At 65.2% G+C, this 23,306-nt stretch carries 22 protein-coding genes; 13 read left to right on the forward strand and 9 right to left on the reverse strand.

Going from position 1 to position 23,306, the window contains the following annotated elements:
* Positions 1 to 32: 32 nt before the first annotated feature.
* Entirely contained in the window at positions 33 to 764 is a 732-nt protein-coding gene (locus NKL06_RS04285) for a DUF2270 domain-containing protein (RefSeq protein WP_023693804.1), read from the forward strand.
* A gap of 37 nt (positions 765 to 801) precedes the next feature.
* On the opposite strand, the gene NKL06_RS04290 is transcribed toward NKL06_RS04285, so the two are convergent.
* Positions 802 to 1,146, reverse strand: coding sequence for a PQ-loop domain-containing transporter (locus NKL06_RS04290; protein WP_023693805.1), 345 nt, complete (start codon positions 1,144 to 1,146; stop codon positions 802 to 804).
* A gap of 68 nt (positions 1,147 to 1,214) precedes the next feature.
* Here NKL06_RS04290 and NKL06_RS04295 point away from each other — a divergent pair, with 68 nt between their 5' ends.
* Entirely contained in the window at positions 1,215 to 1,346 is a 132-nt protein-coding gene (locus NKL06_RS04295) for a hypothetical protein (RefSeq protein ID WP_023693806.1), read from the forward strand.
* Positions 1,347 to 1,431: 85 nt separating this feature from the next.
* On the forward strand, positions 1,432 to 1,737 hold the full coding sequence (locus NKL06_RS04300) for a hypothetical protein (RefSeq protein WP_023689804.1): 306 nt from the start codon (positions 1,432 to 1,434) through the stop codon (positions 1,735 to 1,737).
* Positions 1,738 to 1,789: 52 nt separating this feature from the next.
* Here NKL06_RS04300 and NKL06_RS04305 read toward each other — a convergent pair whose 3' ends face one another.
* The gene (locus NKL06_RS04305; protein WP_023693807.1) at positions 1,790 to 2,422 is read right to left on the reverse strand and encodes a Vgb family protein; all 633 of its coding nucleotides are present in this window, start codon (positions 2,420 to 2,422) and stop codon (positions 1,790 to 1,792) included.
* A gap of 29 nt (positions 2,423 to 2,451) precedes the next feature.
* On the reverse strand, positions 2,452 to 3,672 hold the full coding sequence (locus NKL06_RS04310) for a hypothetical protein (RefSeq protein WP_023685490.1): 1,221 nt from the start codon (positions 3,670 to 3,672) through the stop codon (positions 2,452 to 2,454).
* A gap of 389 nt (positions 3,673 to 4,061) precedes the next feature.
* Between NKL06_RS04310 and NKL06_RS04315 the strand changes: the two genes are divergently transcribed.
* From NKL06_RS04315 to NKL06_RS04325, 3 genes are all read left to right on the forward strand, one after another.
* Positions 4,062 to 4,814, forward strand: a complete 753-nt coding sequence (locus NKL06_RS04315; protein WP_023693808.1) for a DUF899 domain-containing protein — start codon at positions 4,062 to 4,064, stop codon at positions 4,812 to 4,814.
* A gap of 86 nt (positions 4,815 to 4,900) precedes the next feature.
* Positions 4,901 to 5,173, forward strand: a complete 273-nt coding sequence (locus tag NKL06_RS04320; protein WP_023685488.1) for a hypothetical protein — start codon at positions 4,901 to 4,903, stop codon at positions 5,171 to 5,173.
* A 48-nt stretch (positions 5,174 to 5,221) separates the two neighbouring features.
* Positions 5,222 to 6,226, forward strand: a complete 1,005-nt coding sequence (locus NKL06_RS04325) for a zinc-dependent alcohol dehydrogenase family protein (protein WP_023693809.1) — start codon at positions 5,222 to 5,224, stop codon at positions 6,224 to 6,226.
* Between the two features lie 18 nt (positions 6,227 to 6,244).
* On the opposite strand, the gene NKL06_RS04330 is transcribed toward NKL06_RS04325, so the two are convergent.
* The 3 genes from NKL06_RS04330 to NKL06_RS04340 all read right to left on the reverse strand — a co-directional run bounded on the left by NKL06_RS04330 (position 6,245) and on the right by NKL06_RS04340 (position 10,138).
* On the reverse strand, positions 6,245 to 8,107 hold the full coding sequence (locus tag NKL06_RS04330) for an ATP-binding cassette domain-containing protein (RefSeq protein WP_352580046.1): 1,863 nt from the start codon (positions 8,105 to 8,107) through the stop codon (positions 6,245 to 6,247).
* 71 nt (positions 8,108 to 8,178) lie between these two features.
* Complete coding sequence (locus tag NKL06_RS04335) at positions 8,179 to 9,324, reverse strand: sugar ABC transporter substrate-binding protein (protein WP_032905967.1); 1,146 nt, start codon at positions 9,322 to 9,324, stop codon at positions 8,179 to 8,181.
* Positions 9,325 to 9,481: 157 nt separating this feature from the next.
* Positions 9,482 to 10,138, reverse strand: a complete 657-nt coding sequence (locus NKL06_RS04340; protein ID WP_023693813.1) for an SGNH/GDSL hydrolase family protein — start codon at positions 10,136 to 10,138, stop codon at positions 9,482 to 9,484.
* A gap of 166 nt (positions 10,139 to 10,304) precedes the next feature.
* Between NKL06_RS04340 and NKL06_RS04345 the strand changes: the two genes are divergently transcribed.
* The 3 genes from NKL06_RS04345 (at position 10,305) to NKL06_RS04355 (ending at position 14,640) form a co-directional block, all read left to right on the forward strand.
* Positions 10,305 to 11,540 (forward strand): ROK family protein, encoded by a 1,236-nt coding sequence (locus NKL06_RS04345; protein ID WP_023693814.1) that lies wholly within the window; start codon positions 10,305 to 10,307, stop codon positions 11,538 to 11,540.
* A gap of 244 nt (positions 11,541 to 11,784) precedes the next feature.
* Positions 11,785 to 14,334, forward strand: coding sequence for a caspase family protein (locus tag NKL06_RS04350; RefSeq protein ID WP_023693815.1), 2,550 nt, complete (start codon positions 11,785 to 11,787; stop codon positions 14,332 to 14,334).
* A gap of 12 nt (positions 14,335 to 14,346) precedes the next feature.
* Positions 14,347 to 14,640, forward strand: coding sequence for a hypothetical protein (locus NKL06_RS04355; protein WP_023693816.1), 294 nt, complete (start codon positions 14,347 to 14,349; stop codon positions 14,638 to 14,640).
* A 33-nt stretch (positions 14,641 to 14,673) separates the two neighbouring features.
* Here the strand turns inward: NKL06_RS04355 and NKL06_RS04360 are convergent, their stop codons facing one another.
* On the reverse strand, positions 14,674 to 15,021 hold the full coding sequence (locus tag NKL06_RS04360; RefSeq protein ID WP_023693817.1) for a hypothetical protein: 348 nt from the start codon (positions 15,019 to 15,021) through the stop codon (positions 14,674 to 14,676).
* A 112-nt stretch (positions 15,022 to 15,133) separates the two neighbouring features.
* Between NKL06_RS04360 and NKL06_RS04365 the strand changes: the two genes are divergently transcribed.
* Positions 15,134 to 17,230 (forward strand): alpha/beta fold hydrolase, encoded by a 2,097-nt coding sequence (locus NKL06_RS04365; RefSeq protein ID WP_031210664.1) that lies wholly within the window; start codon positions 15,134 to 15,136, stop codon positions 17,228 to 17,230.
* A 9-nt stretch (positions 17,231 to 17,239) separates the two neighbouring features.
* Here NKL06_RS04365 and NKL06_RS04370 read toward each other — a convergent pair whose 3' ends face one another.
* Positions 17,240 to 17,857 (reverse strand): TetR/AcrR family transcriptional regulator, encoded by a 618-nt coding sequence (locus NKL06_RS04370; protein WP_032895903.1) that lies wholly within the window; start codon positions 17,855 to 17,857, stop codon positions 17,240 to 17,242.
* 457 nt (positions 17,858 to 18,314) lie between these two features.
* Between NKL06_RS04370 and NKL06_RS04375 the strand changes: the two genes are divergently transcribed.
* Genes NKL06_RS04375 through NKL06_RS04385 form a run of 3 tightly spaced genes read left to right on the forward strand, consistent with a single transcriptional unit; the run spans position 18,315 to position 22,086 of the window.
* A complete protein-coding gene (locus NKL06_RS04375) occupies positions 18,315 to 18,809 on the forward strand; it encodes a (2Fe-2S)-binding protein (protein WP_023693820.1) in 495 nt (164 codons plus the stop codon).
* Entirely contained in the window at positions 18,806 to 19,789 is a 984-nt protein-coding gene (locus tag NKL06_RS04380) for an FAD binding domain-containing protein (RefSeq protein ID WP_023693821.1), read from the forward strand. Before NKL06_RS04375 ends, NKL06_RS04380 begins: the two co-directional genes overlap by 4 nt.
* Positions 19,786 to 22,086: a xanthine dehydrogenase family protein molybdopterin-binding subunit gene (locus tag NKL06_RS04385; protein WP_023693822.1), complete on the forward strand. Its 2,301-nt coding sequence runs from the start codon at positions 19,786 to 19,788 to the stop codon at positions 22,084 to 22,086. The genes NKL06_RS04380 and NKL06_RS04385 overlap by 4 nt, the downstream gene beginning before the upstream one ends.
* A gap of 184 nt (positions 22,087 to 22,270) precedes the next feature.
* Here NKL06_RS04385 and NKL06_RS04390 read toward each other — a convergent pair whose 3' ends face one another.
* Positions 22,271 to 23,281, reverse strand: a complete 1,011-nt coding sequence (locus NKL06_RS04390; RefSeq protein ID WP_023693823.1) for a zinc-dependent alcohol dehydrogenase family protein — start codon at positions 23,279 to 23,281, stop codon at positions 22,271 to 22,273.
* Positions 23,282 to 23,306 lie beyond the last annotated feature (25 nt).

Below are 23,306 nucleotides of genomic sequence, written 5' to 3' on the forward strand. Positions count from 1 at the left end.
CGGCCATGGCGTTGGGAGGCGCGTGGCAAGGGATGTCCCAGGTCAAGACCGTGAAAACCGACGAAGCGGCTGCAGCGCCGCGGGCCTCTGATGCGTTCGCGCTGAAGCTCACCTCATCGGAATTCGTGGCCACCATGTCGCATTTCCACCGCGCCGAAATCGCCCGCATGGCCGGCTGGCGCGACCGGCTGGACCGTACCAGCAACTGGGCGATTACTGTCGTCGCCGCCATGCTCTCAGTCTCACTGTCGACGCCCAGCGCCCATCACGGGGTGCTGCTCTTTGCCATGCTGCTGACCACGCTGCTGCTATGGATCGAGGCGCGGCGCTATCGTTTCTTCGACGTCTACCGGGCCAGGGTGCGCCAGTTCGAGCGCTATTATTTCGCGCAGATCTTCTCGCCGCAGCCCGACTACGCCTCCAACTGGCTGGCCATCGTCGGCGAAGGCCTGCGTTCGCCGCGCTTCCTGATCTCGCAACGCGCGGCGTTGGTGCGCCGGCTGCGCCGCAACTACATTTTCATGTACACGATCCTGATGCTGGCGTGGGTGCTGAAGATCACGACGCCCAGTCTGCAGCGCGAAGGGTCGCCGATAGGCTTCGGCGCGTCATTTCTCGACGCCGCGCGCGTGGCGCAGCTCGGCCCGGTTCCAGGCATCTATGTCGCGTGCATGGTCGGGCTGTTCTATGTCGGCCTACTCGCAGCCGCTTTCCTCATCTCAAGCGACGAGGGCGAGCTTTCGCATGGCACCGTGCATGTCTGAGAGCGGCCTCGAAAAGCGCAATCTGCCCCGGTGATCTTCAACAGACATTGTCGACCATCAGAGCGGTCGAGTCCGACCGGCTTGCGGATTCCTCAACCGGAAGCCGTGCGCGATGGCGCTTGTAGGCGGTGAGCGCGATAACCAGCACGCAGCATACGGCGTTCAGCCAGTTGATCGCCGCCAGAGCGGGATCGTTCAGATTGATGTGGGCGTAGAGTCCCGTCGTGGCGTTGGCGCCTGTCCACAACAGCCAGGTCGCGTAGGAAATCGCCGACGCCCCGTGCCTGTCCCGGGCCACCCGCACGATCTGCGGCAGGTAGGACACCACGCGCAAGCCATTGAAAATAGTGAAGAGATAAAAAGACAGATCAGCAAGTGTCATCCGAAACCCCTGTCATGGCCGGACGTCCCATAGCGTTCCTTGCAGTGGCGGCATGTGAGCCCGTTCACATGCCGGCTTCGATTTTCCTGTTGCGGCCCGGCGCCCGGATTCTTTCGCCATGTGGGCCGTTCGCCGTGAGCCAGCCCGACGAGGTCGACATGAACCAGATCCTGTTTCGGCCGACGGCGCGGGAGTACTAAACAGATCTCGTGCTTGGGCAAAGTTCGGGTTGACCGCTGCCAAGAGCGCGGCGACTATCCCTGCAACGTGCAGGAGGACATGAGAATGGACGAACCCGATCGCTGGCGGCACATGGCGAGCGCGCCCAAGGACGGCAGCCGCATCCTGGTCACGGTCAGGCCATCGGAACAGGGGCCGGCCGAGGTCGACCTCGCTTACTGGTCGCGCGCCGACCAGTTCGGCACGGAGGGCTGGCGCTCTTCCGATTCGTCGCCAGGACGGGTGATCGAATACCCCGAACCGGAGTTGAAATGCTGGATGCCGCTGCCGACGGCCAATCTGAGCCGGGCTTCAATGCCAAGTCCGTGGCAAGGCGAAGACGTCCCGCTGCTCGACGGCTCCGGGATATGATCTCGGCGGGATGACCGTAGGAAATACGCTGCCGGCCTAATACTTGACGGCCTTACTTCGGCCGACGCACCGATCGCACCATGCCGCCGGGGCCGCTGCCGCAAAAGAAGCGGTCGCCGCCGTCGGATTCGAGCCCGGAAACGCCCACCCCCGCCGGCATGTCGAGCCGTTCCAGCACCTTGCCAGTTTGCGCATCGACGCGCCGGACATCGCTCTGGTCGCCTTCCCAGGTGCCGTGCCAGAGCTCGCCGTCGACCCAGGTCACTCCGGTGACGAAGCGGTTGGAGTCGATGGTGCGCAGGATTTTCCCGGTCTCGGGATCGATCTGGTGGATCTTGCGCTCCCGGTTCTGCCCCACCCAGAGCGTGCCCTCGGCCCAGGTCATGCCGGAATCGCGGCCGCCGCCGGGCGCCGGGATGATGGAGAGCACCTTGCCGGTATCCGGGTCGATCTTCTGGATGCGGTCCCCGGCGAGCTGAAACAGATGTCGGCCGTCATAGGCGGTGCCGGCATGGGCGGCGACATCGATCGAGCGCAGCGTCTCACCGCTTGCCGGATCGAAGGCGGTCAGCCGCTCGCCCGTCGCAAACCAGACATTCTGTCCGTCGAAGCTCACGCCGTGCACGGTGTCGACATCAGGAAAGGGCCCGTATTCGCGCAGGATTTCCGCTGCTGAATGTTTCATGTCCTGGTCCTCGATCATGGTCACCTTTCCTAGCCGTTCGGCAGCGGCGACGGGAGTAACAAGGTGGTCGTGAAACCAGCGACCGGTGGCGTCATCCAGCGCCGCGCCCGGCCGTGGCCGAAGGACTGCACTTTGCCGGTCTCGGCCAACTGCTCGAGCGCCCGCTGTACGCTGCGCTGTCCGGCGCCCAGCGCCAGCGCCAACGCCGAGCTGGCCCAGGATTCACCATCAGCCAGGAAGGCCAGCACCGCGGCGTGCCGCTCCTCGATCGGCCGCGCCAGCACCGCCACGGAGCCTGCTTCGCGCGGCTTTAGCGCAAAGCCCTGGCTGGTCGCGCCTATGCCCGCCAGCGGCCGCAATTCGGCGCGCAGCCGGCCGATCTCGACCCGCAGCCTGGCGCGATGCGATTCATCGGCATGCCGGCCGCCAAAGGCGCGGGCAATCAGCGTCGCCCTCGGCACATCCGCCGGCCAGGCTTCGGCAAGCGCGCGCGCCAGCGCAAACAGCACCGGCCTCGTTGCCAGCGAGATCGTTGTTTCCTGCTTGTGCACGATATAGCGGAACGTATCGACGACCAGCGCGCGCGACGCCTGCAGCGCTTCGACCTCTTCGAGCAACAGCGGATGCTCCTCGCCGCCTGCGATCAGCCGCGCCGCCGGCGTCTCCAGCGCCAGGAAGGCGCTGTCGACCTCCGCCATAAGACCCGGAATGCCGGCCCGGCGGGCGGCATGGCGCGCCCACTCAAGGGCTGCGCGCGCGGCCTTCGTCTTCAGGCGCCGCATGGCGATGCCGGCAACCGCGAGTTCATGCGCGGCGCGTGAGGCCGGCGGAAGCGGCGACGGATCGAGCCCAGCCAGCACGTCTTCAGCCTCGTCGAGGCGGCCGATCAGCAGCAGGCGGCGCACTTTGAGATGCCCGGCATGCGCCGCGTTCAGCCGGTCGCCATGCTTTTCCAATGTCGACCGCGCCGCGTCGAGCGCCTTGGACGGCCAGCCGAGATCACGCGAAACAAGTGCGATCTCGGCTTCGGCGACAACGCACCTGGCGCGCGCCACCGCCTCCTTTGGACCGAAGGCACGGCCGGCCCTACGCAACAGTACTTTGGCGCGATCGAAATCGCCGAGCTGCGCCATGGCAATGCCGCGCAACGCCAGCGCCGGGGCATCCTCGCGCAAGGCGACGCGGTCGAGTGCCGCCAGCGGATTGCCCGCCGCCAGCGCCAGCCCTGCCGCGGTGATCAGCGAGTCCATGCAAATCCCGTCACATTTGTAACTCCCACCGCCCCCCTTATCGGCCCTAACTTAAGTCACCACCGCCAAGCAGCAAGCCGCGGACGGCGACCTAGCCATCTGGACTGGTTGAAGACGCCCAGGCCTGCGTTGACGGCAATATTCGCATTCGCTAGCCTGAGCATCTCAGACAGTCGTGTTAAGCTTCTCAATAAGGAAAAACCGACCATGCCTGCTTCCGAGGACTTCGAGCCCACTGTGCGGCCTCGCCACCCCTGCTGCGGTGGCCCGCCTGCAAATGCCGTCACATTTGTAACTCCGCCCTCGCCGCCTCGCGGCCCTAGCCTGCCTCACGATCAACAGGCAACGACAAGCCACAACGGCTCAACAACAGGCAAAGGAAACAAGCAATGACCAAGCACGTGGCAATGAAGACCCCACCGGTCGTTTCAAGGCAGGAATGGGAAGCCGAGCGCGAAAAGATGCTGGTGAAGGAAAAGTCAACGATGCGCGCCAGGGACGCGCTGTCGGCCGAGCGCCGGCGCATGCCATGGATGGAAGTAGACAAGCCCTATGTGTTTGAAGGTCCCAACGGCAAAGCGAGCCTGCTCGATTTGTTCGAGGGCCGGCGCCAGTTGATCGTCTACCGCGCCTTCTACGAACCCGGCGTCCACGGCTGGCCCGAACATGCCTGCCGCGGCTGTTCGCTCGGCGCCGACCAGGTCGGCCATCTCGCCCATCTCAACGCCCGCAACACCACGCTTGCCTATGCCTCCCGCGCGCCGCAGGCCGACATTGCCAGCTTGAAGCAGCGGATGGGTTGGGAGATGCCCTGGTACACAATCACCGACAGTTTCGACAAGGATTTCGGCGTCGACGAATGGCACGGCCACAACGTGTTCATCCAGGACGGCAAGAAAGTCTATCGCACCTACTTCATCAACAACCGCGGCGACGAGCAGATGGGCACGGTCTGGAGCTACCTCGACGCAACGCCGCTCGGCCGCCAGGAAATCTGGGAGGATTCGCCCGAAGGCTATCCGCAGACCGAGCTCTACAGCTGGTGGAACTGGCACGACAATTACGACGCCGCACCCGACAAGACGTGGGAGGAAGTGTCGGCGGCCGGCGAAGCCGCGTTCCGCAACAAGGACGGCAAGTAAGGACCTGGAGCGGCGCCCATCCAGCTTGGTTTCCTGTGCCTCACGGGACAGGAAACCCGGGCATTGATCATCAAGGGATTACGACCATGAGCGATATCGGCACAGGCACCGGCAGTGAGGTCCCTCAACGCTCCGATGCAGTTTCTCTCCGCACCGCCGACTGGCTGTGCCTCGCCGCGGCCCCTGTTTTCGCCGTGATGGCGCTGCTTACCTGCATTCACGCTGGCGACGGCGTCATGTCGTGCCTGGGGGCCGATGCCTCCCCGCTCACCGGCATGCCGCTGATGTATCTCTTGATGAGCGCCGTCCATCTGGCGCCTTGGCTGCGCGTGATTTCCGGCCGGCCGGTCCGGCGATAGGCTGGACCGCCGCCGCCATGCTAACGCTCTTTACGTCGGAGAGAGACTATGAAGCTGGTCAGGCTGAGAGCGCCGGGCGGGTTGGACAAGCTAGACCTAGTCGAGGAGGATCAGCCCCGGCCTGGGCCGGGAGAAATGCTGGTCAGGATTCGCGCCTGCGCGCTGAACATGCGCGACGATTTCGCCGTACAGGGCAAGGTGCCGCTCGCCGACGGCCGCGTGCCGCTGTCGGATGGCGCCGGCGAGGTGATCGCGATCGGTGACGGCGTCGACACGTTCAAGCCGGGCGACAGCGTCGTCAGTGTTTTCTACCCCTGGTGGCTGGCCAGCGACATGAGATCCGATACAAGCCGCGACATTCCCGGAGACAGTTTCGACGGCTTCGCAAGCGAGTATGTGTGCATGCCGGCGCAGGCCTTCACCACGGCGCCGGCGGGCTATACGCATCTCGAGGCGGCAACGCTGACCTGCACGGGCGTCACCGCCTGGCGCGGCCTGGTGACATGCGGCAAGGTAAAGCCCGGCGACACGGTGCTGATCCTTGGCACCGGCAGCGTGTCATTGTTTGCGCTGCAATTTGCCAAGGCCGCCGGCGCAAGGGTCATCGCCACGTCGTCCGATGAAGAGAAGCTGGAGAAGCTCAGACGACTCGGGGCCGACAGCGTCATCAACTACAAGGCGGTGCCGGAGTGGGGCGGCAGGGCCAGGGAACTGACGGACGGACGCGGCGTCGATCATGTGATCGAGGTCGGCGGACCGGCGACGCTGGCGCAGTCGATAGCGGCCTGCCGGACAGGCGGGCATATCGCACTCATCGGCGTCCTGACCGGCTTTGCAGCAGAAGTTTCAATCCCGGCGCTGTTTTCAAACCAGATCCGCATCAGCGGAATTTCCATCGGCAGCAAAGCCGACCAGCAGGACATGATCCGTGCGATAGAGGTCAACCGCCTGAAGCCTGTCATCGACAGCAGCTTTCCACTGCAGGATATCGCCGCCGCCTTCAGGCACTACGAAGCGCAAAGGCATTTCGGCAAGGTCTGCCTCGAGCTTTAGATCCTGCGATCGGCATTCCTACCCAGCGGCCGGCGCCAGCGTCCCGCTTGCCATCAGGCCCCAGAGCTGATCGGCGGTCAGCTGTTTGGCCGAGCCGTCGTAAGCCACCCTGCCGAGGCTGAGCACGACGATCCTGTCGGCCAGCGCCCTGACCGTCGACAGGTCGTGCGTGACCAGGATGACGCCGGTGCCGCTGGCGGCGATCGAACGGATCAGCTTGACGACCTGCGCGGTCTGCTTGACGCCGAGCGCGGCGGTGGGCTCGTCGAGGCAGATAAGCTTGACGTGATCAGCAAGCGCGCGGGCAATGGCGATGGACTGCCGCTGGCCGCCCGACAGCGAGCGCACCAGAACGTTTTCGTCGCGAAGCGTGACGCCCAGCGCGGCAAGCCGGGCACGACACTGCTCGGCGGCCTTTCGGTCGTCGCGAACCGGGAAGACACCGAGCCAACGCCGCGTTTCCTCACGCCCGAGGATCATATTGTGGGCGACGCTGAGGTTCGGGCAGAGCGCCAAATCCTGATAGACGGTCTCCAGGCCGGCGCCGCGTGCATCCTGCGGGCTCCTGAAGGAAATCGGCTGGCCCTCGAGGGTCATCGCGCCGGCATCGGGCCGGATGGCGCCCGAAATAATCTTCACCAGCGTCGACTTGCCGGCGCCATTGTCGCCGAGCAGACAGACGATCTCGCCTTTGCCGACCGTGAAACTCGCCTCTTCCAATGCCGTCAGCGCGCCGTAGGATTTGCGGGCGTCGGCAATCGAGAATGCCGGACCTTGCGGGGCTTCTCCATTGCCCTCCGTCACGGCAGGGCCGGCCGAGGCGACGGCACCATCGTCCGCCACCGCGAAGTTGGTCGCGGCGGCCCGAGCGCGCCGGCCGCGAAAACCGATCGCAGCCTGGTCGGCCACCAACGCCAGCAACAGCATGCTTCCCACCGAAATGGATTGCCACCATGATTGCAGGCCGACGAAGATCAGTCCTGCATTGAGGATGCCGATGGTGGCAACGCCGATGGCGATGCCGAGCGGCCGGCCGGAGCCGCCGGAAAAAGCGACGCCGCCTAGGATGGCGGCGGTGAGCACGTCGAGCTCGAAGCGAACGCCGATGGTCGGCGTGATGCTGCCGAGGCGGCCGGCGATCAGCACCGATACCAGACCGATCAGCAAGCCATTGGAGGCGTAGAGGCCGACCACCGTGCGCCCCACCGGAATGCCGCAGAGTTCGGCTGCGCGCGGATCGCCGCCTATGGCGTAGAGCCTCAAGCCGGTGACCGTGCTGGTCAGGACAAAGGCTCCGGCGACAAAGACCAGCGCGGCGATGATCACGGTGTACTGGATGCCGAAGATCTTGCCCCGCCCCAATTCGAGCAGAGCCTCGGGAAAACCATAGACCGCGGTGCTGGAGACGACGAAGGCAAGGCCGCCATAGAGCGCCAGCATCGCCAGCGTGACGATCAAGGGCGAGATGCTCAGCCTGCGCACCAGCAGACCGTTGAGCAGACCGAGCAAAAGGCCCAGACCCAGGCCGACGCAGATTGCCAGCAGCGCGCTCTGCGTCGCCACCGCGACCTTGGCAGTGATGATGCCGATCAGGGCGACCATGCTGCCGATGGAGAGGTCGACATAGCCGGCGATCAGCAGCGCGGAGGTGCCGAGCACGGCGATCAGGATCGAGGTCGAGTTGACGCCAATGACGACGAAATTGTCGAGGCTGAAGAACGATTTGTTCAACAGCGAGAAGGCGACGATCAAGCCGAGCGCGACCAGCGCCAGCCCGATGCGGCCAGACGCTTCGCCCGGCGCCTTGACGCCCGGCAGCAAGGATGAAAACCGGCCCGTTTGCAGCGGTGTCGTCCCCGTTCGAAGGCTGTCTGTGCTCATGCTTGCCTCTCACTGAAGCGGGCGGTTTCAGGTCAGGCTGAACCGCCCGTATCGCGCGGGAAAAACAGGCGCTACTTTGCCTCGGATGACCAGGGGAAATTCACATACTGGTCGCGCGTATCGTAGCAGATGTTGCCGTACATCCTGAGATAGATATCGCGGCGCTTCGGGTCCTTGTAGACCGCGGCCGGGTCGGCGACGTCGGCCTCGTACTGGGCCATGTAGTCGCTGGTCAGCGCCACCGGCAGGATATCCATCGCCTGCGGGATGCTCTTGCCCTCCAGCCAGTCGGCGGCGTGCTGGCCCATGGCATAAGCGAAGACCGGCGACGCCAGGCTGATGCTTGCCTTGTAGGGACCGCCGCCTTTCTTGATCGCGGCGACCGCCTCCGGCTCGCCGTCGATGCCGCCAAGGAACTGGTCCGGCCGCGCCTTGCCCGCCGCTTCCAGCGCAGCCAGCGCGCCGAGCACGACGGTGTCGGCGCCGAGCACGACATCGACGTCGGGATGGGCCTGGAGAATGGTGCTCATCGTGGCAAAGCCGCCTTCCTTGTTGACGGGATTGGGCGAGATGTCGGCGACGATGGTGACGCCTGGCATGGCCTTGAAGATGTCGCGCATGGCGGCAAAGCGCGGCGCCAGGAATTCCATGCTGTCATGCGACAGGATGACGACATTGGCCTTGCCGCCGAGCTTGTCCTTTATGTAGGCCGCGGCCGCTTCGGCCAGCACCTTGCCAGTCTCATATTGCGGCGCATTGAGCAGCGACGTGGCCGGCGGCGGCACGATGGTGCCGACATAGGCGCCCGACCAGATAAGCTCCTGCAGGCTGCGGCTCATCGAGGCCGGGTCCACAGGCGCCGCCACCAGACCGCCGATCTTGGAGGCGAGAAACAATTGCACCTGCTCGACCCCCTTGGCGGCGTCATTGTTGGCAAGCGCGCGGCGATATTCCAGCCCGCGATCCTTGGCGGCGGCGGCCAGGCCGCGGTCGACGCCCTGCATGAATTCACGCTCGTTGTCCTGCGCGAAGGCCAGCACCTTGTTCAGGCCGGGCGGTGGGCTGCAGGCCGGCGCCTTCGGATCGAACGGCGCAAATACCGCCGGCTTGGTGAGCCCGGCCGGGCCGTCCTGCGCGCTTGCCAGAATGGTACCGCCCGCGAGCACAGCGGCAACGCCGAGCAGCGTCGCCAGCATCATGTTCCTGTCAGATCGCATTTTACTTCCTCCCTGTCGTTGATTGTTGCCGCGCATCGCAAGCTCGCGGTCGCTACTCTTCCCAGTCTCCCCAGATACCCACCTTCCCGCTCGCAAGTCAAAACTTTTTCCAGTGGAATTAATTAATCAGAGATAGTCGGGTGACTCGCCCACGCGATCACGCCTTGCCGATCAGCGACTGGACGACTTTGGCCAATTCCGTGCCGAGCACGCGATGCGCGTCGCTGTCGAGGTGAATGCCGTCTACCGCGCTCGATTCGACGACATCGCCGGCGTTGAAGAACGCGGCGCCGGCGCGCCGGGCCGCATCGCGGAACAGGCCGGCAAAGTGCATCGACTTTGCGGCGCCGCCCAGGAACATCTGGCCGAACCAGTCGACCTCCAGCATCGGCGGCGGCGCTACTATCAGGACCGCGGGCGCCACGCCCGCGGGGCCAGCTTCGCTGCGCAGGACAATTCTGGCCAAGATCTCAATGGAATCAGCGACGTCATTCGGCGTTACCGAGAACCTATGCTTGAGATCGTTGGTGCCGAGCATCAGGATGACGAGGTCGAGCGGCATATGCGTTTCCAGGCACACCGGGAGCGATTTGAGCCCGTTCTTGTGGAGACCTTCGATCGGATCGTCGTGCACGGTGGTGCGCCCGCCCTGCCCTTCTTCGATCACATCCCATCCGTTGCCGAGCTGGCGGCGCATGATGCCCGGCCAGCGGCGGTCGGGCGTGAAGCGGTGCCGTCCGAGGCGGGCCAGGGTGGGAATGGCGCCATAGGTATTGGAATCGCCAAAGCACATGATGGTCCGGGTCTGCGTCACGGCATTGCTCCTCCAGGCTTGCATACTTTGAACGACAGCAGGCCGGCTGGCGTCAACTACATTTTTCCATCGGGTGGATTTAAGTGTTGCCTTGCCAGGCCCGCATTGCTACGTCAGCGCTTTGATCGGCTCGCCTTGCGGCCAAACTCCTTGCGCAGGGGAAAGCGTGACCGGCACCAGCTTCTTCAGTCTCGAAAAGATCGCCGAGGGCCGCAGCGGCGGAACCACGCAGGCCGAGAGCCGCGTCTACAACGAACGCCTGATCGTCTCGCTGATCCGCCGGCACGGCCAGCTGGCCAAGACCGATTTGACGCGGCTGACCGGGCTGGCCGCGCAAACCATCACCACCATCGTCAACCGCGCCGCCGACAACAAGCTGCTGCTGCGCCTGGAGCCTTTGCGCGGACGGCTGGGGCAACCCTCGGTTCCCTATGCGTTGAACCCGAAAGCCGCGTACGCCTTCGGCCTCAAGGTCGACCATCGCAGCGCCGATGTCGCCCTGGTCAATTTCGTCGGCGACGTGATGGCGTTCGAACGCACGCTGTTCGACTATCCGACGCCCGTCGAGGTGATGAAATTCGCCAAGGGCGCCATCGCGCGCATGTGCCGCAAGCACAAATCGATAGAAAAAGACCGCATCGCCGGTCTTGGCATCGCCTCGCCATTCCATCAGTGGAACCTGAGCGAAGAGGGCGCGGTGCCGGCGGGCAGGCTGGATGCCTGGAAGGAAATCGACATTCGCGCAGAACTGGACCGGGCGTTCGACTGGCCGGTGTTCCTCTACAACGACGCCACGGTGTCGGCCGCGGCCGAACTGATGTTTGGCGCCGGCGGATCCCGCGCCGACTTTCTCTATGCCTATGTCGGGCACTTCATCGGCGGCGGCCTGGTGCTCGATCATCACTTGTTCCCCGGCCGCAACAAGCTGGCCGGGGCACTGGGCGACATGCCGGTGCCCGCGCCGGGGCGCAAGGGCGACCGGATGACGCCGCTGCTGCGCCTCGCTTCGCTGCATTCGCTCGCCGGCAAGCTCAACGACCAGGACAATGGGGAGAAGGACGCCGGCCGCATCTGGTCGTCGCCCGACGATTGGGGCGACCTTGGAGAGCCGGTCACCGCGTGGATCGATGAGGTTTCGGACGGGCTTGCCTATGCCGCCCGCAGTGCCGTTGCCTTGCTCGACATCGACAATGTGGTGATCGATGGCGCCATACCCAATGGCGTGCGCAAGGAGATCGCCAAGGCCATGCGCAGAAAGCTGGCACGGATCCTTGTCGATCGCCCCGAGCCGTTCTCCGTCATCGAGGGGACGTTTGGCCATCTCGGCCCCGTCATCGGCGGCGCCAGCATTCCGCTGCTGGTGAAATATTCGAACGACAAGGAATTGCTCTTCAAGGAATAGGCGCGCAGCCGCCGGCACCAGGCATTCCCCCAAAACAGCGAACTGTGAGACTTGTCACATACCTGCTCGTGAAGCGCGTGCTACTTGCACTCTGCGGTCGGTCGACGCCGAAAGAAATCGCCTGCCATGGTCTGGCGGTGACGGGCCTTTCACTTTATGCTGTGGCAGGTTGCATACTCTCAACGGACCTTGATGCCGCAAGCGGTGTTCTCGTCGGCGTCAGGCCGCGACCAGGAGTTTTGTCATGCTCCGACTTTGCGGATTCATCGCGGCCTTCATCCTTGCCGGCTTCACAAGCTTCGAGGCCTGCGCCGATCGAAGGGTCGCGCTCGTCATCGGCAATTCCGATTATCGCGACATCCCGGCGCTGAAGAACCCGGCCAAGGATGCCCAGGACGTATCGGCCACGTTCCGGCTGGCCGGCTTCGAGGTTTTCGTCGCCGAGAACCTCACCAAGCAGCAGTTCGAAGGCCAGTTCCGGGACTATCTGGCCGCCGCCGACGGCGCCGATCTCGCCGTCGTCTACTATTCCGGGCACGGCTTTCAGATCGGCGGCGAGAATTTCCTGATACCCGTCGACGCCTCGTTGAAGAAGGCGGCCGACATCGAGGTCCAGGCCATCAAGCTCAACGACGTGCTGGAGCAGCTGCGCTCGAAGTCGAAGATCCAGGTGATCATCCTCGATGCCTGCCGCAACAACCCCTTCCCGCGCAACAATTACTGGCTGCGCGACCAGCTTGTCACCACCGGCAATACCGGGCTGGCGCAGGTGCGAAGCTCGCTCAACACGCTGATTGCCTTCGCCACCGAACCAGGCGCGGTCGCCTATGACGGCAGCGGCGACCTCAGCCCGTTTTCATCGGCCTTTTCGCGGCGCGCGCTGGCGCCGAACCAGGAGATCCGCACGGTCATGTCGGCGGTGCGCCGCGATGTCGTGCAGGCCACCAACGGCATGCAGGTGCCCTGGGAAAATTCCTCGCTGATCGATGACGTGGTGCTGGTGCGCCGCAACAACCGGCCTTCGCTGCCGCCAGTGCTGGAGAAGGTAGTGCTCTCAGGGGTCGGTCCTGTCGCTCTCGGCCTGCCGGAGCCGGTCGATGTCGATGGCGGCGCTATCAGCGTCAGCATCGAACGTCCGCCGGCAATGGGCCGTCTGGTGCTGGACGGCAAAGACGTCGCGGTGGGCGAACCGATCGCCGGCAAGGACCTGCCGCGCCTGCAAATGGATGTCCCCAAAGGCGCCGCCACGCAGGACGAGGTGGATATGCTGGCCTATGCCACGCATGACAATTGGGGCGGCGGGAGCCAGGGCATACTCGTGTTCCGCGTCAAGAGCGGCGAAGGTGCGGCGGGTCAGCAGATCATGGCTTCGCTCGAGGCCGAGCAGAAGCAGCAGGTGCTGGATCGCGGCATCCACATCACCGGCGCTGCCGAAGCGATCGAGGACCGCAAGCTTGATATTCCCGTCGGCGTCGGCCCGGTCGCGCTCAATCTGGATTTCCCCACCGACGATCCGGCGGTCAGCCTGAAGGTCACGGGGTATCCGGCAACGGGAACGCTGTCGTTGCCTGATCGAACCTTGTCGCCGCAATCCAGCCTTCTGGCCGGTGAAGTCGACCATCTTCGTTACGAGCCGCAGATCGGCGCCGGCGCGCCGGTCGAGGTCGGCTTCGAAATCCGTGCCGACAGCAGCTCCGCCAAGCCGGCGACGATGAAGCTGTCGCCGACGGTCGATGCTTGCGATACCGCCGCCGGCGAGCCTCTCGACCTGCAAGGGGTGGTGCCCGGCCTGCTGCCCAACGAGATCGGCGCAGGTGCGGTGGCGGTCTGCGAGGCCGCGGTGAAAACCTATCCCGATGTCGCCCGCTTCCGCTACGAACTCGGCCGCGCACTGCTTGCGGCCGGCAAGGTCGGCGAGGCCAGGACAGCCATCGAGGACGCCGCCAAGAAAGGCCATGTGCGCGCGGTGTTCGAGCTTGGCTATCTCTACGCAATTGGCGTTGGAACCGGCGTCGATCACACGCAAGCCAACGCCCTCTACAAGGCAGCTGCCGACAAGGGCGATCCCTACGGGATGATGGCCTGGGGCCGCGCTCTGTTCAACGGCTACGGCATCAAGCCCGATACCGGCCAGGGCCTGGACCTGCTGCTCAAGGCGGCGGCGATGGGGCACACCTATGCCATGAACGAGCTCGCATCGATCTTCACTCAGGGCCGTAACGGCGTGCCGGCCGATGCGGCCCGCGCCGTTGCCTTTCTGCAGGCGGGTGTGCAGCGCCAGGACATGTATTCGATGAACCTGCTCGGCCGCAATTACCTCGCCGGCCAGGGCATCGACAAGGATCCGAAGACGGCGCAGGCGCTGTTCCAGCAGGCCACCGATCTTGGCCAGGCCTACGCTCCGGGCAGCCTTGCCCGCATGTACAGGGATGGCATCGGCGTGCGCCAAGACCCTGCGGAAGCGCAAAGGCTCTTCGAACTGGCGACCGCGCGCGGCGATCCGTCGAGCGCCTATGATCGCGCGGCGCTTGAAATGGCGAAAGGCGACACGGCCGATCAGGCTGTCGCGGTGCGTTTCCTGGCATTCGCCGTCGCGCTCGATCTGCGCAAGGAGTTTCCGGACGCCAAGAAAGGCCTGGCGCAGTTCGGCTCGAAGCCGAAAACGGCGGCTCTGGACGCGCTGCGTCAAGAACTCAAGTCGAAGATCCCCCCGTCTGGTTCGCTGGACATGCAACTGGTCAATACGGCCCGGGGGGTCTGGGAAGAAGCCAATCCGCGTCGGGATTTGTTCTGAACAAAGGAGGCCATGGTGGGCAAGGCATTCAAGCAGATATTCATCGGGACAATTCTGTCCGGCGTTCTGGCCGGGCTCATGGGCTGCACGTCGGTGTCGCCAATATTTGAGCCGGCGCCGCCGGTGGAACATCGCAAGGTGGTTCGCGCGGCGCCGCAGCCGAAGGTGATCAGATACAAGAAGGCGGTCGCTCGCAAAGTGGTGAAGCCGTCCGAGGAGACTCCACAAAAGCCGCCTGTGATTCCTGCCCTTGGCGGAGGCGGAGGCGCTGGCGGAGGAACCGGCAGTGGCGGCAACAGTTGGTGACGCGATCGTCAACCAAAGCAGGCGCCGCCGCGCTCAGCGACCCCAAAGGGTCTTGTTGAATTCCGCATGGGCTTTGGACAACGTCAAGCCGACGTCGTCCATCCACGCCTCGGCATTGGCCGCCCCGCGCAACGCTGCGCGGAAAAAGCGGCCGACGACCGCCACCGGATCGAACCGGCGAGCCGCCAATGCCCGATGGGCCTGTTGTGTTTCGAGATAGCGGGCCAGCGCAATATCGTGACGCGATGGTGCGCCAAGCTCCTGCCGGCCGCGCCCGGGGTCGTCATGCCAGATGGGCCACTCGGTCGGGCCAGGGTGATGCACGGTATCCTCCTGCGAAAAGAGATCCAGTGCGACAATCTCCTCAAGCGCCGTGAGCAACGCGTGGGAACCTGCGTGATGGAATCGTGAAAAGCGCCTCGGCGGCGGAATAAGTGTTGAAATGGACCGAGCTTGAGCGGATCGTCGTCGCGCTGTGACCGTGGCGGATCCGATGACCGGACCTTATCTTCACCTGCTGGGTGGTTTCGACTTTGCTGGCGTCGGGGCCACGGTTCCAGCCATCAGCCGCAAGGCGCGTGCGATGGTCGCCTATCTCGCGCTGCAGTCGGGGCATTCGCAGTCGCGCGAGAAGCTGGCGACCCTGCTCTGGGGCATCAACAGCGAGGCCCAGGCGCGAATGAGCCTGCGGCAAGCGGTATCGTCTGTCAGGAAGGCCATGCAGACGTGCGGCGGCGGCCGCTTCCTCACCGATGGCAACAGCGTCGCTCTGCATCTCGACGGCCTTGATTTCGACGTCGCGCGGTTCGAGGCGCTGGTCGCCAGCCCGGCACCCGAAGACCTCGAACTGGCGCTCAATGTCTACCGCGGCGACCTGCTCGACGGCTTCGGCCTGAAGGAGGAGCCATTCGAGGACTGGCTGAGGATCGAACGCGAGCGGCTGCGGGCACTGGCCGTCGCGGCGCTCGACAGGCTCGTCGCGCATTATGCAGCGACGAACGATCCTGCCGCATGCGTGCGCGCGGCGGCGCGCCTGCTGGCCATGGACCCGTTGAGGGAGGATGTCCACCGTGCCCTGATGCGCGCCTATGCGGCGCAAGGCAGGACCAATCTCGCGCTGAAGCAATATGAGCACTGCCGCACCGCGCTTCTACGCGATCTCAAGCTGCAGCCGGAGCCGGAGACGCGGCAATTGTTCGAGACGCTGCGCACACGCCGCACAATGGCGCCGGCACGGCCACCCACGACTGATGCGGATGACGCTACCGGCTTCAGCCACGAACTCGCAGCCCCCCCGACCCACTATGTCAAATCGGTCGGGATCAACATCGCGTATCAGGTGACCGGCGACGGTCCGGTCGACCTGATCCATGTGCCGGGATGGGTCTCCAACCTCGACCACGCCTGGGGCTCGCCGCGGCTTTCGCATGTGCACCGGCGGCTCGGCACTTTCTCGCGCCTAATCCGCATGGACAAGCGCGGCACCGGGCTCTCGGACCGCAATGTCGGTCTGCCGACCCTGGAAGAGCGGATGGAAGATGTGCGGGCAGTGCTGGATGCGGTTGGCTCGAAGCGCACGGTGCTTTTCGGCAGCTCCGAGGGCGGCCCGATGTGCATGCTGTTCGCGGCGACCTATCCCGAGCGCACAGCGGCACTCGTGCTCAATGGGGCCTACGCCCGCGGCAGGTGGTCACAAGACTATCCGTGGGCGAAGACAAGCGAGCAGGTGGAAGAGGATCTGGCGATCGTCGAGAAAGAATGGGGAGCGGCGGCGGATATGAGCAACGCGGCGCCCAGTCTGATGAGCGACACGTTCGAGACAGAATGGTTCGCCGCCTATCTCAGGAATTCTGCCTCGCCCGCCGACGCGATCGCCCTGTGGCGCTGGGGAGCCGAAATCGATGTTCGCGACATTCTGCCTGCTGTCCATGTTCCGACACTGATCATGCAGACGACTGGCGACGGCTGGGTGAAGCGGGAAGAAGGACGTTACCTGGCGACGCACATCGAGGGCGCCCGATACATTGAGTTCGCCGGCCGCGACCACGTCATCTGGGGCGAGAATTCCGATCGGATCGTCGACGAGATCCAGGCTTTCGTCACCGGCGCCTTGCCGGCGGCCCCAGGCGAACGGCTGCTTGTGTCGGTGCTGTCCCTCGATATGACGGGCTCGCCTTTCGGCATCGACCCGGCCGAGCGGCACGCCGAAGCGCTCCGTGGCGAACTCCTCGCGGCCGAAGGCAGAGAGATCAGCCGATCGGACGGCAAGGTGCTCGCGGTGTTCCAGCGGCCAACGCGGTCGATCCAGTGCGCGATCGCCATCCGCGATCGCTTGCGGCAATCCGGTGTCGAGGTCCGCTCGGCGGTGCATATCGGCGAGTGCGAGCAGCGGGGCCATCAATTTTCAGGCGCGGCGATCGAACTGTCATCGCGTCTGCTTGACCATGCGCGGCCGGGCGAAATCATCGCATCAAGGACGGTGCGCGATCTCGTGATCGGCTCCGGCCTGCGGTTCGAGGAGCGTGGCGAAATGGCGGCAAGCGGGCTGCCCGGCGCGTTTCGGTTCTATGCGGTCGATGGTTCGGCTTGAGCCGCTAGGTCACCTCTTCCCTGCCCCGAACCGCAGCCCGTCCATCAGCAGCTTGACCAGCCGGCGCGAGCGGTCGCGCCAGTCCTTGGTGTCGGGGGCCGAGTAGATGCCGCCGAGTGCGTGCAGCACATCGGAGGCGTCGACGTCGCTGCGGATCGAGCCTTCGGCCACCGCCGCCTCGACCAGTTGCCGCAAGGCCAGCGACACCCGGCCCGACATGTCGGAGAACACGGCGGAATTGGTGTTGAACAGGATGCGCAGGCTGGCCGCCAAGCCGCGCTTGGTGGCGATGTAGTCGACGAAGCGCTGCATCCACTGTTCCAGCGCCATGTCGGCCGAATGGTGGCTGGCGAGGTCATCGGCAGCCGCGCAGAGCGCCTCGACTTCACGCCGGTAGACCACTTCGACCAGATGCTCGCGGGTTGGGAAATGCCGGTAGAGCGTGCCGATGCCGACGCCGGCCTGGCGCGCGATCTCCTCCAGCGAGGCATCGACGCCGTGCGCGGCAAAGGCCGCTGCCGCAACCTCGACCAGCCGGTCGCGGTTGCGCTGCGCATCGGCGCGCAGTTGCCTTGGCGCTGCGGCTTCGCGCTTCTCGTCGGCAATTGCTTGCGACTGCTCGGTCAATTTTTTCTCCACTGTCGATATATGGGGGCTTGAACCCAAAGGGGTAAGCCCCCAACTAGATAAACGGAGGCGCCTCCGTTTTAGTGGAGCAGCCTTATCATATAATCAGGGGAGCCGGTATGTCACGTGTTGAGATTGTGAAGACTTAAGCATCCCTGCCCGCTGGAGAGTCGGGGCGGCAGAGCTGCCAATCTCCCCCCTCGTGGGGGAGATGTCCGGCAGGACAGAGGGGGGCGCTGTCCCGCCAGCCTATCAAGGCCTGACCAACACCCGCTTGGAAAAGGTCTATTTCGACGCATGTAAATCGGGAACGTCGCATTCCTTCGCGCCCCCCTCTGCCCTGCCGGGCATCTCCCCCACAAGGGGGGAGATTAGGCGCACCGTCGCCTCTTCCCGTGTCCTCTCCCACTCGAGCCCCATCAATCCCTAGCGTCAAGCAACTGGAGCCAGACGCCTCATGATCGACCAAACCAAATCCATCACTATCCCAATCCGTCTCACCATCAACGGACACAGTCACGAACTGCAGGTCGAGCCGCGCGTCACGTTGCTCGACGCCTTACGCGACCGTCTTAACCTGACCGGCACCAAGAAGGGTTGCGACCAGGGCCAGTGCGGCGCCTGCACGGTGCATGTCGAGGGACAGCGCGTGCTGGCCTGCCTGACGCTTGCAGCACAGGTCGAAGGCCGCGAGATCACCACCATCGAAGGATTGGCCGGCGACGACGGCACGCTTAACGCGGTTCAGACTGCTTTCCTCGACCAGGATGCTTTCCAGTGCGGTTACTGCACGCCGGGACAGATCATGTCGGCGGTCGGCTGCATCCGCGAGGGCCATGCCGGCTCGGATGACGAGATCCGCGAATACATGGCCGGCAATCTGTGCCGCTGCGGCGCCTATCCGCACATCGTTGCCGCCGTGCGCCAGGCGGCACTGGAGGTCGCGTCATGAGGGATTTTTCCTACGTTCGCGCCGATAGCATCGATGCGGCACGACAGGCGGCCGCCCTGCCTGGGGCCATGCTGCTTGCCGGTGGCACGACGCTGGTCGATCTCGCCAAATGCGGCGTGGCAGAACCCGACAGCCTGGTCGACATCACCCATCTCAAAGGACTCGACGCCATCAAGGTCGACGCTGACAGTGCCATGATCGTCGCGCTGGCCAAGATGAGCCACGTCGCCGACCATGCCGAGATCAAGAGCCGCTTTCCCGCGGTCTCCGAAGCGCTGTGGCAGGCGGCTTCCGCGCAACTGCGCAACATGGCGACCATCGGCGGCAATCTGATGCAGCGCACGCGCTGCCCCTACTTCCGCGATCCCGCGAATTTTTCCGCCTGCAACAAGCGCTCGGCCGGCAGCGGCTGCTCGGCAATCGGTGGCGTCACCCGCGGCCATGCCGTGCTCGGCACCAGCGACGCCTGCATCGCCATGTATCCCGGCGATCTCGCCACCGCGCTGGTTGCCTTCGACGCCGTGGTTCATCTTGGCGAACGCCAGGTTGCCGTCGACGACTTCTTTCTCCTGCCCGGCGCCACGCCCGACAGGGAACATGCCATCCAACCGGGCGAGATGATCACGGCCATCAGCATACCGGCTTCCGGCACGGCCCGGCGTTCGACCTATCTCAAGGTTCGCGACCGGCAGTCCTATGAGTTCGCCGCCGCAAGTGCCGCGGTCGGCATCGACTTCGAAACCGATGGCCGCACCATCCGCGACCTGCGCGTCGCGCTCGGCGGCGTCGCGACGAAGCCGTGGCGGGCGCACGCCGTGGAAGCGGCGCTGAAGGGCAAGGTGCTCAGCGAAGACAGGGTGCGGGCAGCCAGCTTGCTCGCCATGGAAGGGGCGATCGACCACGGCGCCAACCACTACAAGATCGAACTGGCGCCGCGCGTCGTTGCCCGCGCCATCCTCAAGACGGGAGCCATGGCATGACCATTCACGACCCAAGAACACGGCACGGCGACGCTTCGGACGGCACTGCCGATCAGGTTGGCGGGCGGCTGTCGCGCGTCGACGGCCCGGCCAAGATTACCGGTGCGGCAAAATACGCCGTCGAGCAGCAACTCGATGGGCTAACCTCGGGCGTCCTGGTCGAAAGCACGATCGCGTCAGGCAAGGTGCGCTCGATCGACACGTCAGCCGCGGAGGCGGCACCTGGTGTGCTCAAGGTGCTGACGCCGGACACCATCATGCCGCTGAAGACTGCATCGGACTGGTTCGGCACACCGCCGCCGGACAAGCCCTACTGCCCGCTGGCGCGCGATATCACCTTTTCGGGCCAGCATGTCGCCGCGGTCATCGCGGAGACCTTCGAGCAGGCCGTTGCGGCAGCGGCGATGGTCAAGGTCAGCTATGACGAGACGCCGGCCATCGTCGACCTCAGCGACGCCAAGGCGGGCGACGGCATTCCGATCGCCGCCATGACCAAGGAATGGGGCGATGCGCAGGCCGCTTTCGCCGCTGCCCCGGTGCGCGTCTGCGGCGCCTATAACACGCCGCGCGAATACCAGGCGCCGATGGAGCCGCATGGCCTCATCGCCCGCTGGGAGGGCGACCGGCTGACCGTGTGGGAACCGAGCCAGTGGCTCGACGGTATGGCCCGCACCTATGCCGAATGGTTCGGCGTGCCGTTCGAAAATGTACGGCTGGTCTCGCCCTATATCGGTGGCGGCTTCGGCTCCAAGGCGCTGGCGCTCGGCCACGGCGCGGTAGCGGCTGCCGCAGCCAAGATGCTGGGACGGCCCGTGAGGGTGGTCATGACTCGGCCGCAGACTTTTACCGGCTATGGCGGCCGCGCCGCGACCCGCCAGACGGTGACGATCGGCGCCGACCGTGACGGAAAAATCCAGTCGATCGTGCATCGCGGCGTCAATGAAACGTCGATCGACGGCATGTGGGTCGAGCCGTTGGGCGTGGTCACCTCGATCATGTATGCGACGCCCAACTTCTCCTCGAAGCAGAATGTCGTGCGGGTGAATTCGGTGGTGCCCGGCGCCATGCGCGCGCCGGGCGAAAACCCTAGCGCCTTCGGCATCGAAAGCGCCATTGACGAGCTCGCCTACGAGGTCGGCATCGATCCGCTGGAGATCCGGCTGAGGAATTACGCCGAGCAGGATCCGCACGCAAAAAAGGCTTGGTCGACGCGGCAGTTGCGCGAGGCTTTCGCGGCTGGCGCCGAACGCTTCGGCTGGCCCCAGCGCACGCCCAAACCGCGTTCTATGCGCGATGGCAACCAGCTGATCGGCTGGGGCGTCGCCGCCGGCACCTATCCGGTACGGCGCGCTTACGGCGAGGCCATCGTGCGTATCCTTGCCAACGGCTCGGTCGAGGTCGAAAGCTCCTCGATCGACATGGGCCAGGGCACCTACACGATCCTGGCGCAGACGGCGGCCGAAACGGTCGGCGTGGCGGCCGACCATGTCGTCGTGAAGCTCGGCGATTCCCGGTATCCCCGCGCCGGCGTGGCCGGCGGGTCGCGGCTGGCCGGCGTGATGACGGGCGCGGTCTACAAAGCGGCGACATCGGCGCTCGATCAGCTTGTCGGACTGGCGATCAGCGATCCGCGCTCGCCCTTCCACGCGCTCCAGGCCAACACGCTGGTCGTCGCCAATGGCCGCATGAGGTCGCCGCGCGGCGATGGTCCCGATGTCTCGATCGCCGACCTGCTGGCCAGCGTCGGCCGCGACCGCATCGAGGCCACCGGCGACACCATGCCGGCGAACTCGACCGCCGAGGATCGCTACAAGAACTACACCACCATCGCGGCGGCACTGCCGCACACCGAGGGCGACTATTCGCGCCACTCCTGGTGCGCGCATTTCATCGAGGTGCGCGTCGACGAGGATTTCGGCACCGTGCGCGTGTCGCGCGTGGTGTCGGCGCTGGATTCCGGCCGGCTCTACAACCCGAAACTCGCGGAGAGCCAGTGGAAGGGCGGCATCATCATGGGCATCGGCCAGGCGCTGCTGGAAGAAGGCATTGTCGACCGCAGGCATGGCCGCATCGTCAACAACAATCTCGGCGACTATCTGGTGCCGACCAATGCCGACATCCCGGACATCGAGGTGATCTCGGTCGGCATTCCCGACCTGCACTCCTCGGTGCTCGGCGGCAAAGGTGTCGGCGAGCTTGCCATCGTCGGCGTGGCGCCGGCGATCGCCAATGCGGTGTTCCATGCAACGGGCAAAAGAGTGCGGGACTTGCCGATCACGCTGGAGAAGTTGATCTAGGAAGCGGCGTGCGTAATCTCCCCCCTTGAGGGGGAGATGTCGCCGAAGGCGACAGAGGGGGTCGCCTCTCGTAGAGCGCCAACCTCCTTCCGCCGCAGTAGGTCGAGCCCGGTCGGACCGACTCCCTCTGCCCTGCCGGGCATCTCCCCCTCAAGGGGGGAGATTGGCCGCTCGCGCGCCTCGGCTACCAGTCGAGCTTGAACGCAAGTTTGCCGAAATGCTGCCCGCCTGCCGCCATGTGCGCGTAGGCTTCGGCCGCCTGCTCCTGGCTGAACACCTTGTCGACGACCGGGTCGATCCGGGCGGCGGCGATGGCGCGGACGGCGGCGCGAAGGTCAGATACCGACCCGGTGTTGTTGCCGACCACCTTCAGCGCCTTGATGATGATCGGCAGCAGGTCGACCGTGGCCTCGGCGCCGGTGACGAAACCGATGGTGAACAGCGTGCCGCCAGGCGCGGTGGCGTTGACGGCGCGGGCGAAGGTGGCGGTGCCGGCGGTCTCGACGACGAGGTCGGCGCCGAGGCCGCCGGTCAGTTCCAGCACCTTGCCGTCCCAGTCGGGCGTCGCGCGGTAGTTGATGAGATGATCGGCGCCGATTGCCTTCGCCCGCCCCAGCTTCTCGTCCGACGAAGAAGTGATGATGACGGTGGCGCCGGCGGCTTTCGCCAGCTGCAGGGTGAAGATGGAGACGCCGCCGGTGCCGAGCAGCACGACGACCGAGCCCGGCCCGACATCGGCGGCGCGGACGGCGTTCCAGGCGGTGGTCGCGGCGATCGGCAGCGTCGACGCCGCCTCGAAGGAGAGACGAGCCGGTACCGGCACGAGCGAGTTGGCCGGCAGCGCGACATATTCGGCGAGCGACCCCGGCAGCGAAATTCCGCGCATCTGTGTCATCTCGTTAGGCTGGGGCGGACCGCCGATCCAGCGCGGCTTGGCATGGGCAATGACGTGATCGCCGACGGCGAAATCCGTAACGCCCTCCCCCAGCGCGACGATCTCGCCGGCGCCGTCGGCGACGGGAATGAGCGGAAAGCCGGGCACGTGATAATTGCCGCTGGCCACCGCCACATCGACGAAATTCAGGCTCGCGGCGCGCTGGCGGATCAGCACTTCGCCGCGCTGCGGTTCAGGCGTGGCAATGGTGGTGGCGCGAAAGGCGTCCAGCTTGGCGGCGGTCAGTTCGATGGCTTTCATGGCTCACGCATTCCTGTTTAAGGGG

It is taken from the genome of Mesorhizobium sp. C268A, from assembly GCF_040324475.1.
Taxonomy (GTDB): domain Bacteria; phylum Pseudomonadota; class Alphaproteobacteria; order Rhizobiales; family Rhizobiaceae; genus Mesorhizobium.